Annotated in this window: 11 protein-coding genes and 2 pseudogenes; 3 read left to right on the forward strand and 10 right to left on the reverse strand. The window is 51.9% G+C overall.

Annotation, left to right across the window (positions count from 1 at the left end):
• The first annotated feature begins 48 nt into the window (after nt 1-48).
• A complete protein-coding gene (locus tag MKQ70_RS13290; RefSeq protein ID WP_248071800.1) occupies nt 49-378 on the forward strand; it encodes a hypothetical protein in 330 nt (109 codons plus the stop codon).
• A 36-nt stretch (nt 379-414) separates the two neighbouring features.
• Here MKQ70_RS13290 and MKQ70_RS42200 read toward each other — a convergent pair.
• A pseudogene (locus MKQ70_RS42200) lies at nt 415-2,261 on the reverse strand (serine hydrolase domain-containing protein).
• Between MKQ70_RS42200 and MKQ70_RS13305 the strand changes: the two are divergent.
• Entirely contained in the window at nt 2,148-3,074 is a 927-nt protein-coding gene (locus tag MKQ70_RS13305; RefSeq protein ID WP_248071808.1) for a helix-turn-helix domain-containing protein, read from the forward strand. The pseudogene MKQ70_RS42200 and the gene MKQ70_RS13305 overlap by 114 nt on opposite strands.
• A 14-nt stretch (nt 3,075-3,088) precedes the next feature.
• Entirely contained in the window at nt 3,089-3,514 is a 426-nt protein-coding gene (locus MKQ70_RS13310; RefSeq protein WP_248071819.1) for a hypothetical protein, read from the forward strand.
• 34 nt (nt 3,515-3,548) lie between these two features.
• Here MKQ70_RS13310 and MKQ70_RS13315 read toward each other — a convergent pair.
• From MKQ70_RS13315 to MKQ70_RS13355, 9 genes and pseudogenes are all read right to left on the reverse strand, one after another.
• Nucleotides 3,549-4,139, reverse strand: a pseudogene (locus MKQ70_RS13315) (DUF5005 domain-containing protein); the annotation flags it as partial.
• Between the two features lie 40 nt (nt 4,140-4,179).
• Nucleotides 4,180-4,731 (reverse strand): DUF5005 domain-containing protein, encoded by a 552-nt coding sequence (locus MKQ70_RS13320; RefSeq protein WP_248071835.1) that lies wholly within the window; start codon nt 4,729-4,731, stop codon nt 4,180-4,182.
• Complete coding sequence (locus tag MKQ70_RS13325; protein ID WP_248071841.1) at nt 4,688-4,948, reverse strand: hypothetical protein; 261 nt, start codon at nt 4,946-4,948, stop codon at nt 4,688-4,690. The genes MKQ70_RS13320 and MKQ70_RS13325 overlap by 44 nt, the downstream gene beginning before the upstream one ends.
• Nucleotides 4,949-4,954: 6 nt before the next feature.
• The gene (locus MKQ70_RS13330) at nt 4,955-7,510 is read right to left on the reverse strand and encodes a SusC/RagA family TonB-linked outer membrane protein (protein WP_248071842.1); all 2,556 of its coding nucleotides are present in this window, start codon (nt 7,508-7,510) and stop codon (nt 4,955-4,957) included.
• Nucleotides 7,507-8,013, reverse strand: a complete 507-nt coding sequence (locus MKQ70_RS13335) for a carboxypeptidase-like regulatory domain-containing protein (RefSeq protein ID WP_248071845.1) — start codon at nt 8,011-8,013, stop codon at nt 7,507-7,509. Before MKQ70_RS13335 ends, MKQ70_RS13330 begins: the two co-directional genes overlap by 4 nt.
• 33 nt (nt 8,014-8,046) lie before the next feature.
• On the reverse strand, nt 8,047-9,747 hold the full coding sequence (locus MKQ70_RS13340; RefSeq protein WP_248071847.1) for a RagB/SusD family nutrient uptake outer membrane protein: 1,701 nt from the start codon (nt 9,745-9,747) through the stop codon (nt 8,047-8,049).
• 21 nt (nt 9,748-9,768) lie between these two features.
• A complete protein-coding gene (locus tag MKQ70_RS13345) occupies nt 9,769-10,146 on the reverse strand; it encodes a TonB-dependent receptor (RefSeq protein WP_248071848.1) in 378 nt (125 codons plus the stop codon).
• A complete protein-coding gene (locus tag MKQ70_RS13350; protein ID WP_248071850.1) occupies nt 10,094-12,358 on the reverse strand; it encodes a SusC/RagA family TonB-linked outer membrane protein in 2,265 nt (754 codons plus the stop codon). Before MKQ70_RS13350 ends, MKQ70_RS13345 begins: the two co-directional genes overlap by 53 nt.
• Entirely contained in the window at nt 12,328-12,807 is a 480-nt protein-coding gene (locus MKQ70_RS13355) for a carboxypeptidase regulatory-like domain-containing protein (protein WP_248071852.1), read from the reverse strand. Before MKQ70_RS13355 ends, MKQ70_RS13350 begins: the two co-directional genes overlap by 31 nt.
• Nucleotides 12,808-12,854 lie beyond the last annotated feature (47 nt).

Raw genomic sequence — 12,854 nt, forward strand, 5'->3', positions numbered from 1 at the left:
ACCATTCCACATTCAACAGGCAGAACAGATCCGGGCATACAAAGAAGCGTGGAAAAAGCAGGTCACCAGCGCGAGCCGCGGGTATCGGTGAGCCGTTCCATCTTTGCGCTGACCACCCAGCAGGACAGGCAGTACTTTGGGCAAGACAGGAGTAAATCTGATAAGTTCGGCATGATCGAACCGGAAAAACGTGCTGTTTTCGGAAGAAGTTATGTAGGCGAACCCGATGAACTGATCAAGGAACTCGCGAAGGACGAAGCGATCCAGGAAGCGGACACCGTGTTATTAACGATACCGAATACACTGGGCGTTGATTACAATGTGCACATCCTTGAAGATATCGTAAAGCATGTGGCGCCGGGATTAGGCTGGCGTTAAGCATAAAAAAACCGCGCGTGCTGCGCGGTTTTTTTATTATATCTTTTCAAACTGTAGTTCCCAAACCCGCGAATGCACCAGTTTAAACCCTCCCTTGTTAAACTCAAGCACCAGCCCATTATCCAGTCCAAACACCCCATCTTTGAAGCGCGACATCACAAACCGCTCCTTCCCGATCACCACTATTAGCTTACCTTCGCCGACCAGCACCTGGTAACGCGCATCTATCTCCGAATTATAATACGTACCCGCATAAGAAGCGGCAAGACGGCTATCCAGTGCGGCCACCTTCGCTGTACGCTTAAATGCAATACGCTGCCCATCCTGCAAAATATCGAACGCAGCGGCTTTTTCTGTAGCCGCAGACGTGAAGGCGAACTTCACCTCCGGGGCGCCATCGATCTCAAATATGGAATCGCTGACAGCCACGATCCGGTATTTCTCACTATTCCACAACTGTTCTGCCATTAGATTACCATCCTCTACGCTTAACTCAATATTCAGTAAACTGTCCGACGCCGCAGCATAAATACCGGTATAATGCAACGTATCTATGGCTACTACCGGGGCAGCTACAGCAGCATCGGCTATTGGTTGCTTAGGATACAATAGCCCGTAGATAGCTCTAAAAACCATACGTCCGCTAACATGATCATTATTGCTCAACACAACGATATCCAACCCTTTAGCGGGGAAATGATACATACCGCTGTGATACCCGGCGACATCACCGCCGTGGGTAATCACGTCCTCCGTAATATGCAGACCACCGCCGTAATTCGTCATCTCGCCATTGTTAAGTACTCCCGGGGTAAGCATCTTCTTCCACACCGCGGCGCCGAGCACTTGTTGCTTGTCCATTTCCCTGAACCAGGGACGAAAATCGGTCACCATACTGTACACGTTGCCCTGCCCCACCACGCTGTTTTTCGTGTTGGCCACCACAAAACCGTTACCCGATGACACATACCCCTGCGCCTTGCCCGCAACTTTGTGTGTACGCGAGACCTGTGTATGGTTCATCTTTAAAGGTTTAAAAATATTGGCGGCAGCAAATGCCGGCAGGTCCTGGCCGCTCACCTTTTGTACGATGCGGGCCAGCAGGAAATAACCGGAATTAGAATAGTTCTCTGGCTGCCCGGCGTAAAGTTCAATGATTGCTGGCGGACGAGCATTTTATATACTGTGCTATCATCATAAGCACTATTGTCAATCATATCCCGCAACCAGATCAGCGCGATATAATCTTTGATGCCGCTCTGGTGATGTATTAAGTGATCGATCGTAATGCTGTCTGCATAAGCAGGAAAATCGGGGAAGTACTTAGACAGCTTATCGCTGGTGCTCAACTTACCACGTTGTTCCAATAAGTAGATGCTGGCGGCGGTAAACTGTTTGCCCATAGAGGCAATATTAAAGGGTGTTGCAATGGTGTTTTTTCTTTTGGAAGACAGATCGGCTAAACCGTAACCGCGGGCAAACATCAATTTATCATGCTGCCAGATGCCGGCGGCAAAACCCGGTTCTCCCGGCTTCACTATTTTCCCCAATACACTGTCGAGCTGGGTCGGCCGAATGACCTGTGCCCTGGCCATGTTGCTAATGAAGAATGCTGTAAACAGCAGTAGATTGCTAAGCTGGCGGTTCATCAAATTAAGCGCTTTAAAGCCGTGAATGTACGGATTTTCGCGCTCCGGTATCGCAGGGAAATGTACCTTAGCAGTAAATGATCGTCGACTATAAGAAAATTGACCTGTTCGGAAAAATCCGTGCTGCAAAAGATAGTACTGGAGCCGCCATTTGAATTTACGTTCCCGGTGGCGCCACAAGCCTGCTTTTTGTATATGTTGGGCGGGCAGGTAAACTATCAGTCCGGCGATCATCACATCAACCTGTCCAACAACCATTCCCTGTTGCTCAACTGCGTTAATTCAGGCAACCAGCTGCAACATTCGGACAGTAACAAGGGAGAAATCGTTATCGTCACCTTCCACCCCGATACCCTGAAGAAGATTTATGGAAAAGAACTTCCTTTACTCCTTCAGTCCGACAATATTACCCCGCAGCGATCAGGCGAAAAAATAAACAACGACTTCCTGATCCATAAATACATCGAAGGACTGCTCTTCTATTTCGAAAACCCTGCATTGATCAACGATGAAATATTGGTATTAAAACTGAAAGAAATCATCCTGCTGCTGGCGCAAACGCAAAACGCCGCCACCATACGGGCAATACTATCGCAACTGTTTTCGGCCACTACTTATACTTTTCAACAGATTATCGAAGCTAACCTGTTCTACCAGCTGAATGTAGACGAGCTCGCGGCAAAAACGAACCTGAGCGCTTCTTCCTTTAAACGGCAATTTAAGAAGCTGTATAATGACTCACCCGCCAACTATATCAAAACAAAGCGGCTGGAAAGGGCGGCAGACATGTTGCGGCTGTCGGACGAGCGCATTACCGATATTGCCTTTACCTGCGGCTTTAACGACTGGCTAATTTTACCAAAAGCTTTCACGATAAATACGGAATTACCCCCACGCAATACCGCACGCGCTGACCCAAATTGCCAAATAATCGACCCAACGGACAAAACGATCCTGCCATTAGTACGGCAATTTTGTGGTACTAAAAACATGCAAACATGGCATTATCGAACCTGGGAATTTTCCATACAGCTATTGGGGTTGTAGCAATTGTCGCGGCAGTGACCTCCTACGTCAAAAACGGCAAAATCGACCTTCGCCAGCTTAGTGGCAAAATCTACTTTTACCTCACGGTCGTCACCTCGCTAACGGCTTTGGGATTATCTAAACTCGGCGGATTTAACGCGGGACACGTGTTCGCGCTGTTCATTGTAGTACTGGTGGCAGTGGCCTTTTATCTCCATAACAGGAAGCAGGGAAACAACCGGGCACGGTTGATAGAGAACTTCCTGCTATCCTTCAGCTTTTTCCTGTCGCTTGTACCAACGGTGAATGAAACGTTCACCCGCGTGCCGGTGGGTCATCCATTAGCCCAGGCACCCACGGACGCCATCATTGCACAAACGCTGCTCGCGCTTTTCGTGGTATTTGTCATAGGCTCCGTTTATCAGTTCCGGATGCAGCGGAAGGTGAACCGGTCGGTGTGATGCAAAAAGGCCCGGGATTTACCCGGGCCTGCAGTTATTTCCAATTGAATACTCTCACAAAATACGGCCGGTAACGATCCGCGCTGCCCGGTTTGTTGAAGTTGCTCGCAAAATCAACCGGGTTGATGTTGTAGGAGATCACCAGCTCCCCTTCCCTGCTCAACGCATGATGCACAAATGCATTGTACGTAATGATATCGCCGGAATACTGCTCCGGGATCTTATACAACGTGCGCTTATTCGACCACGGCCCCACCGGCGAACTGCTTTCCATGATGTAAATATCTCGGCCGAAAATCTGCTCCTGCCATACCAGGTAATATTTCCCATCTTTAAAAAACACGTTCGGCTGGGTAATTTCTTCGGCAACCGTGTGTTTCGCAGGCGTGTTAGTCCAACCCGACGGGCCATAGTATTCCCAGGCAGCTTTCATGTCGTGGCCCTGTACGCGGGCCACATACATGTAAGAAGTCAGGAAGCCGCCTTCCGTCGCGTACAGGTAGGTATAGCCGTCGTTGCCTTTCATAAGTCCCGCACTATAGTTAGCCAGCAGGTCTTTATCCTTGATCAGGGTTTTCAGCTGTAACGAAGGCAATTCATAAATGGCCAGATCGGTGCTCACGTGTACAAAGTCCCGGTACCGGCGCCCGTTTTACGAACGTGACTTAACAACACCCGAGTTCACCGTTGTGTACCTGCGCAGCGCCCGGCCAGTACCAGTCCTCGTCCTCCGCCGCATTGCCGTATTTGATCCAGGTCTGGCTTTGATTGCCACTACCCGGGTTCAGTTGTACAAAACTTTGCAGCGATTTATTCAGCTGCACGTTCGCCGCGTTCCGCAACATCACATTATTCGTGCGATTACGATCGGCACTAACCTGTCCGAAAAAGCTGTCCTGAAACGACCAGAAAAGCCGGCCGTCTGGCAATTCTACGGAGTAACAACCGTCGCCGCCGTTCCAGTGCTGGTAACGGGTGAGGTATTGGTTATAATCCAGGTCGCTGTACACGGTAACGCGCGGATCCCACTGGCCGTTATTGGCGAGCATTTGCAGCCGTGGCCCCTCCTGTTGGGGACCTTTCTGTAAAATCCGTACGTACCAGTTTTTAGCGAGGCCCGACTCGGACGTAACGGTGTAAGTATACCGCCCGCCATTAGCTGCAAAGTCCACCTTAACACCCGGCGCCGGCAATACCTTCGCGCCTTTTGAGACCATTACTTTTGGACTGATGGCGCTGAGGTCCGGTCATTGTCGGCCCAGATGGTAACGGTGCCGGAATCTGCGTTGGCCGTAAGGGTATCTTCCCCAGTTGTCCTTCCGGCAGGCGGAACGATAAGATGGCCCGCTCCCGGCTCTGGTGGCCTTCCAGCGGATCATCGCTACAGGCGCTCAGCAGCAGTGCCGCAAATATTACAGTAATCATGCTGTTCATAAGCCATTATTTAAATCCAATCTGGATACCGAGGTTAAGCACCCGCTGGTTGATGTATGCATCACCGGCGCTGTTGCTCGACACTTCAGGGTCCTGCTGGTACTTATCGTAGTTCGTCCAGGTAAATAAGTTATAGGCGCTCAGGTATAAGCGTGCATTGTTGATGCGTTGCGGCAGCCAGTTGCTCGGCAGCTGGTAACCCAGGTCTACGGTTTTTAAGCGCACGTACCGCGCATCTATCAACCAGAAATCAGACATATAGGTGCGGGCGCTGTTAACCGTCGTGGGATTGCTCGTAAGCCTCGGAAACTGTGCATTAGCCGCGTTCTCCGGCGTCCAGCGTTCCTGGTGTATCGGCTGGAACTGGCTCTGGAAGGTTTCAATCCCCGTTCCGATTACGCTGAAGCTGTAGCCAAACGATCCCTGGAAAAGCAGGTTGGCGCTGAAGCCTTTATAGTTGGCGCCGAGCGTAAGGCCCAATACCGTATTGGCAAGATTCGGCTTACCAATGGGACCGCGGTCACTATTATCAATAATACCATCGCCATTGATGTCGCGGTACTTAAGGTCACCCGCCTGGATAGGATATTCGCTCAGCGGCGTGGCCGGTTTATCATGCGCATTTGCCTGTATCTTCGCTACATCTTCAGGCGTGTAGTAGCCTATGAAAGTATATCCAAAAGGTTGGTCGATAGGCCGGCCGGTTTCACGCAACCAGGGATAGGCCGGCTGTGCTTCATCACGGAACAGTACTTTATTCTTGAAGTGCTGGAATACCAGTCCCGCGTTAAAGTTCAGGCGGCGCACGCTGCCGCGGTAGTTGATCTGCCCGTCAAAGCCCTTGTTGCTCGTTTTAGCCACGTTGGTAGGACTATATCCAATACCAATCATCGTAGGTACCGAACCTTTGCGCACCAGCTGATCGAAACGCACATCATGGAAGTAATCGACCGTGAACGACAGCTTATCGTTATACAGGTTTACATCCAGCCCCACATCGAACTTGCGCGCCTTTTCCCAGGTTACATTAGGCGTACCCAGGTCGCCTTCTATGATAGAACCTGTCTGCGTATGGTTTTCGCCAAAAGAATAGCCGCTGCCTTCGAAGTATTCCTGGCGGAACAGGTACCGATTCGCATCTGTTACATCGGAGCCCACCACGCCGTACGATGCTCTTAATTTTAATAGTTTGATATAAGATGATTCTTTCAGGAAAGGCTCCTGCGAAATTGCCCAACCTACCCCCACAGCAGGGAAGAAACCATTACGCTTATCGGCCTGGAACCTGTCGGAGCCGTTGTAAGCACCGTTGAAGTCGAGCAGGTATTTTTGCTGATAGTTATATCCCGCCTTAAAAGAGAACCCGCGGAAGTTAGCCGGGATGTCCGACTTAAAAGAATAACTCTGCCTGTTGAACAATAACAACCCATTCAGGTTATGATCGCCAAATGCGCGATCGTAACTGAGGAACGCCTGTATATTCACATTACGGCTATACAGGTCGGTGTTGCCGGTTACCCGGTAGGCCTGCAAACGGTAGTTACCACGTGGGTCCAGCAGGTACGAGCCATCTGCCGGGTTGTAGTAAAAGGAAGGCGGTTCCTCGGGACGGAACAGGTTACGCGAATATTGTTCGATACCCGCATAAGCCACGCGCCCGGTGAGGGTAAGGCCTTTGGTGAGGAACGACAGGTCCTGCGTACCACCGAACAACACGTTAAAATCGGCGCGGTTGCTGCGGCTGTAGCCACCATTGGCCAGTCTAGCATTGATAGTAGGCAGTGCATCCTTTGTATCCCGCGCAAAAGAGTAAGAGCCGTCCGGGTTGATAAACGGCGCCGAATACGGATGTATCTTCTCAAAGTTGTATACTTCGGACACTACGTTGGCCGACCGCGGCTGGTTAATGTTACCAAAACGCGTGGTCACATCGAGGCGCAGCGTGAGGCTTTTGGACACGCGCATATCGAGATTGGAACGGAAATTATACCGGCGGAAAAAGTAGTTCGTATTCACCTCGTTCCTGGGATCGGAAAAATCCTTCACTAACCCGTTCTGCGACAGGAAACCGCCGGACATAAAGTATTTCACGGCATCGGTACCACCCGATACATCTACGTTAGTATTCGTCTGGTAAGCATGCTTTTTGAATACTGCATCGTACCAGTTCACGTCCGGATGCCCGTACGGGTCGCTCCCGTCTTTGAAAAGCCGCAGGTCCTCGTCAGTGAACTGCGGTTGCAGACCGTCGTTGCGGTAGGCCTCGTTGACAAGCAGCGCGGTTTCGTACGCGTCGAGGAACTTCGGGGTGCGCACCGGCGATTGCTGCCCGGACTCTACGCGCACGTTCACCTGTGGCCTGCCACTTTTGCCGCGGCGGGTGGTCACCACCAGCACACCGTTGGCGCCTTTAATGCCGTAGATGGCGGTGGTGGACGCGTCTTTCAGGATAGATATGCTTTCAATTTCGTTTACGTTGATTTGCTGCAGCTGGTCGTAGGAATACTCGATATCGTCTACGATGATCAGCGGACGGTTACCGGCGGAATTCAACGAACTCACACCACGTATAAAAAGTCGGACGCATCCCTGCCCGGCTGACCGGAACGCTGCTGCGACACGAATCCGGGCAGCTTGCCCATCAGCGCATTCTGTACGTTGGCGGTAGGCACATTCCGGATTTCAGCGCCACTCACCGCACTCACGGCGCCGGTGTTGGTAATACGTTTGGTGGCGTTAAATCCTACCACCACCACTTCATCCAGTCCCTGCGAAGAAGGCTGCAATACGATATCCACGCTGGATTTTCCGGCCACGTCCAGTTCCTGCGCCGTAAAGCCGATCAGTTTGACGATGATGGTATGGCTACTGCCCTTCAGCGTTAATTTAAAACGGCCGCTGGGATCGGCAATCACCCCATTTGCAGGCTGCCCCTTTTCTACCACCGAAGCGCCGGGAAGCGCACCGTTGATGTCTTTCACGGTACCGCTGATGGTGGGCTGCTGTGCGTGCAATGCCGCGGGGATACCCGCCAGCAGTAATACAAATAATAAAAATTGTTTCATATCAAAAGGTGTTGATATTGTCATACGTTAAGGTTACCATCCGGGATTCTGGCGCATGTGATCATTTTTCACGACCTCGCCGTATGGAATGGGATACAGGTACATTTTAGGCGCCGTAAACACCGACCGCGTTAGCGGCACGCGCGTGTAGGTAAACCCGTTACCGTCCAGCAGGATGCTCATACCGGTAAGCGGCTTCGCAAATACCGACTGTGCTATTTTCCAGCGGCGGATATCCCAGTAACGGTGCTCTTCGAATGCCAATTCTATGCGCCGCTCCGTACGGATCACTTCCCGCATTTCGTCGGTCGTCATATTAGCTTTGAGACCATAACTACCATCCGTACCTGCCGTAATTCCGGCACGGGCGCGCAGATCGCGGAGCACCTGGTAAACTTCCGCGGTAGCGCCACGGTATTCATTCTCCGCTTCCGCGAAGTTGAGCAGCACTTCCGCATAACGCAGGATGATCCAGTCGTGGCTCGTATTCGCATATTGCGAGGCGTTCTCAAAATTGCCCATGAACTTGCGCATGTAATACGATGTTTTACTGCCCGGTTCCACCCCGCCCGGTTTACTCGCGCCACCTTCATACGCCTGAATATCGGTATTCAGCCAGCGTGCACCATTGTAAAAAATGCTGGCCGTAAAACGCGGATCCCTGCCAGCATACGGGTTGGTAGCGCTATAACCGGAGTTAGGATCGGTAATCGGCAGCCCGTTCGCCATGGGAAATGCATCGACCAGTTCCTGTGTCGGGTTGGTACGGCCACGGGAAATTACCGGTAATCCTACCGGGCTGTTATTCGTTTCAATATCGGTATTGTTATTACCCTGCCGGAAGAAAATAACCTCGCCATTGTTCTGGGTAATGAATACATTCTTAAAATTCGGTACCAGCGCAAACCTGCCTTCACTGATCAATTCCCTGGCTGCATCGGCGGCCAGTTTCCAACGATTTTTATCATAGTTCGTGTAACCGGTCAGGTTATTGGTGGGGTCGATGTTCTGCCCGTTAAAGAGGGGACTGGCGGCATACAACAACACCCGGGCTTTGAGTGCCTGTGCGGCGCCGCGTGTCGCGCGGTGACTGTGCAGCTCCGGCGCTGTTACCGGGTTGGTGCGCAAGCTGTCTTTAATGGCCTCACATTCCGCTACAATGTAGTTCACACAGGCTTCAAAGCTGCCCCGCGGCACCTGTACGTTCTCTCCTAATGCCCGCACGGTATCGCCCATTAGTGGAATGCCCCCATAACGTTTCAATAACTCAAAATAGAAGAGGGCGCGAATGAAGCGCGCTTCCGCTTTCCAGGCATAACGAACCGATTTGCCGTTCTCCAGCTTTTCCTTTACCGGCGACACATCAATGTTAGACACGAACAGGCTGGCGGCCCGGATGGCTGCATACGCGTTATTCCAGGGTGTTTCCTCGGCAATCGTAGCGGCCGATGTATAAGCGCCGGTGGCCAGCTGTCCGGCTACGGAAGTGCCCGTAAGGCCCGATACCGCATCGTCCGATGCTGCATCGAGTAAATCGCCGCCCACACGGTTATAACCGGTGGGAAGCGTTGCATAAATGCTGTTCAGGAATTTATTGGCGTAAGTACCCAGGGAATCATCCCGGTCAAACACATATTCAATCGTCACTTCTTCCAAAGGCACTTTCTCATAATCTTTGTTGCAGGCAGTTGCCAGTCCGCCAGCCAGTAATATCCATATGCCAAGTTTCTTCATGTTATAGTATTTAAAGGCTGACTAAAATTTCAGGTTGATGCCCATGTTAACTACGCGCTGAATGGGATATGCCCCCACACCTACTTCCGGGTCCACGAAGTCGTACGCAGCATGCGTGAACAGGTTTTGCGCATTCGCAAATACTTTTACGCTGCCGAGGTGCAGGCGTTGCATCCAGGTGTAAGGAAGATTATACGCCACATGCAGGTTCTTCACCCGGAAGTAACTGCCGTCGCGCATCCAGAAAGAAGATGCCACTTTATTATAGTTATAGTTGGCGTCGGCGGTCAGGCGCGGATAGGTAGCGGTATTAGCGGTTTCAGGCGTCCAGCGGCCGGTGATCTGCTCATAGGCCTGGCCGTACGTAAAATTCGCGAACTGAAAACCGGCTTCTGGCAAAGTTGGCTACATAGTTTGTCCTGTTTTCCACACCTTGCAACAGCACGCTGGCCTCCAGTCCCTTCCAGGAAAAGCCGACCGTAACACCGTAATAGATGCGTGGTTTATGCGTGCCGATAGGCGCTTCATCAAACTGGTCGATCACGCCATCGCCATTGAGGTCTTTGTAACGGATATCACCGGGCAAAGGTTTGTAACCGGCAATCACTGCACTGCCCCTCGCTTCTTCGGCCGACTGGAAAAAACCATCGGCTACGTAACCGAACGGCATACCTACCGGCTGACCGGTACGCTTATTCCATGCATAATCGCGGCGCTGCTCATCCATGTATATCACTTTCGTTTGTTCCACGCTACCATTGGCAGTGATGAAGTAATTAAAAGCGTTGATGCGGCCCTGGTACGTCAGCGTTAGCTCACCACCCTCATAAAGATTGGTACCGATGTTTTCGGCAGGATAGCCCGCCCCAACCAGTGCGATGCTTTTGCCCCTTACCTGTAACAGGTCTTCATAACGATCGTGGTAGTAATCAGCTGTTACTTGCAGGCGGCCGTTGAAGAAAGCCGCATCTACACCTGCATCCAGTTTGCGGGCATTTTCCCAGGAGATATTAGGGTTCGCTAAGGCATTTTCCCGGAAGCCGGATGCCGGTGAACGTACCGTTCCCTGTTCATATATTCCCCCGCCTACACCGTTATTCTCGCTGAAGCCCTGTCGCCAGATATAGTACCCCGAATTATCAATACCATTACCGGTATGCCCGTAAGTACCCCGCAGCTTCAGCTGTTGCAGCCAGTTGCCGGCGCCACGCATAAACTGCTCGGCAGCGATATCCCAGCCTGCCCCAATGGCAAAGAAGGTACCCCACTGGCGATCGGGCCGGTAGCGATTAAACCCGCTCCTGTTTAAAGCACCATCGACGAAGTAACGGCCGCCATAGTTGTACGACGCCTTGCCGGAAATATTAGTCGAGCGGCCGGGCAAATCGTAGTTAAACAATGTTTGGCGCTGATCGGCCAGCAACATCGCTGTTACACCATGATCACCGAACTGGCGGTCGTAGTTCAGCGATACCTGCCCGAAGAGATATTGCGCATTGAAGACGGAAATAAAGCTATTACGCTGCGATATCGCCTTTCCAGCCCTGCCGTACAGGGTATCACCCTGTGTTACCACCATGCGGTACACCAGTTCCTGTTTGCTGCGATCAATCGCATTAGCCGACTGTATCGCAATATTACCCGCACCGCGGAGCGACAATCCTTTTATCCAGTCGCCCAGGTTGTAACGCAGGCTGATATTTGCCATTACGTCTTTCGAGTTATCCTGTATATAACCGCTGTTAATCGCCTGCGACAACAGGTTATTATCGAGATTGGAAGTGCCTGCCCAGCTGCCATTCAGGTTACGTACCGGGTAAGCATTATTGGGAAGCGCCAGCAGGGTGTTTAAGATGCCCGACATCCCCGCGCCGGGCTGCGTACCTTCCTGCAGGCGGCCGAATAACTGCAGGCCTACGCCAAAGTTTTCGGTTACGTCCACGTCCAGGTCGGCATTCACGAGGTAACGTTTCAGCCGCGCATTGGTATTATAGTTCGCGCCGGGTGAGGAACGGAACATTCCCTGTTGATCTGTATAATTCAGCGATACCGAGTAACGCGCTACATTGCCGCCACCGTTGATGTTCAGGTTATAGCGGGACAGCGGTGCATTGCTGCGCAGTATTTCATCGTACCAGTTTACATTTGGGTGCGTGTAGGGACTGCTGTTATTGCGATAAGCGTCGAAGTCGGCCTCCTTATACAGGGGTTCTTTACCGTCGTTCATCAGCGCTTCGTTCAGCAGGTAGGCATATTGCCAGGAGGGCAACGGCTTCGGCATTTTCAGCGACTCCTGCACACCTGTTTGTGCAGTCAGCGAAAGGCGCGGTTTGCCGGCACGGGCACGTTTGGTGGTGACCAGCAATACGCCGCGTGAGCTGCGCTGGCCGAGTAAAATGGTCGACATGGCATCCTTCAGTACCGAAATCGATTCAATATTCTCCGGGTCGATCGAAAACACTTCGCGCTGCACACCGTCCACGATCACGACCGGCGTTTGGCCACGCAGGCTCAGCCCGATCTCTGTATTATCGCTGCTCTCGCGGGCGCCCGGCTTGGGAATATTACCCACGAAGATGTCTACGTCAAAATTATCCGCAGTAGCCGGCATGCGAAAGCCGCTGTACTGCTGCGTATACAACCCCGCCAGGCGGCCCGGTAACGCGTAAGCGTATAAAGTGCCGGGGTAGTTGATAATTGGCCCGAATAAACGGTGCCAATGGCGCCGGTAATGCTTTTAGGCGCTGCCTGTCCATACAACACGGGAATCGTTGCCGGTGCGGGAATAAACACATCCTCCAGGCGAATGTTCAGCGGCCTTTTAGGATCAATCACCTGCTCCAAAGTCTGGTAACCAGTTGCCGCAATCATCACGGCGCCGGTAGTGGCAGGTAATTGGAAACTGCCGGTAGCGTCTGAACGGCTGGTATCGCGCTGCCCCTTTACATACACCTGCGCGCCGGCGACAGGCTGACCGTATTGGTCGCTTACCCTCCCCTGCAAACCGCCCTGTTGCTGGGCGCTTGCGGGCAGGGCGGCAGTTGCCGGCAAACCAACCACCAGGTAGAAAAATATCGTTTGATGTAGTTGTTAAACATCGTATCAGT

Source organism: Chitinophaga sedimenti, assembly GCF_023156195.1.
Classification (GTDB): domain Bacteria; phylum Bacteroidota; class Bacteroidia; order Chitinophagales; family Chitinophagaceae; genus Chitinophaga; species Chitinophaga sedimenti.